Below are 462 nucleotides of genomic sequence, written 5' to 3' on the forward strand. Positions count from 1 at the left end.
CGGCTGTTAACCGAACGGTCGTAGGTTCGAGTCCTACCTGCGGAGCCATTATTGGAGAGCTGTCCGAGTGGCCGAAGGAGCACGATTGGAAATCGTGTAGACGGGTAACCCTGTCTCAAGGGTTCAAATCCCTTGCTCTCCGCCATTTATACCTGGCCCGTTGGTCAAGCGGTTAAGACACCGCCCTTTCACGGCGGTAACACGGGTTCGAATCCCGTACGGGTCACCATTTTARATCAWYAMWYYGGAGGATTAGCTCAGCTGGGAGAGCATCTGCCTTACAAGCAGAGGGTCGGCGGTTCGATCCCGTCATCCTCCACCATTTTCAATAAGATCAGGTTGTTTCTGCATAAAGGATTGATTATTCAGCCCATTGAAACGCTTAACACGAAAACTTGATGTATAATAGCAACATTATTACCGTCGCGGGGTGGAGCAGTCCGGTAGCTCGTCGGGCTCATA

Annotated in this window: 3 tRNA genes; all 3 read left to right on the forward strand. The window is 51.4% G+C overall.

The features are described from left to right. Positions 1 to 53 precede the first annotated feature (53 nt). The 3 genes from ADA55_RS22165 (at position 54) to ADA55_RS22175 (ending at position 322) form a co-directional block, all read left to right on the forward strand. Positions 54 to 145, forward strand: a tRNA-Ser gene (locus ADA55_RS22165). A gap of 9 nt (positions 146 to 154) precedes the next feature. After that, positions 155 to 229 (forward strand) — tRNA-Glu (locus ADA55_RS22170). Between the two features lie 17 nt (positions 230 to 246). Next, positions 247 to 322: transfer RNA gene (locus ADA55_RS22175), tRNA-Val, on the forward strand. Positions 323 to 462: the final 140 nt, after the last annotated feature.

Source organism: Bacillus sp. 220_BSPC (assembly GCF_001054655.1).
Taxonomy (GTDB): domain Bacteria; phylum Bacillota; class Bacilli; order Bacillales; family DSM-1321; genus Peribacillus; species Peribacillus frigoritolerans.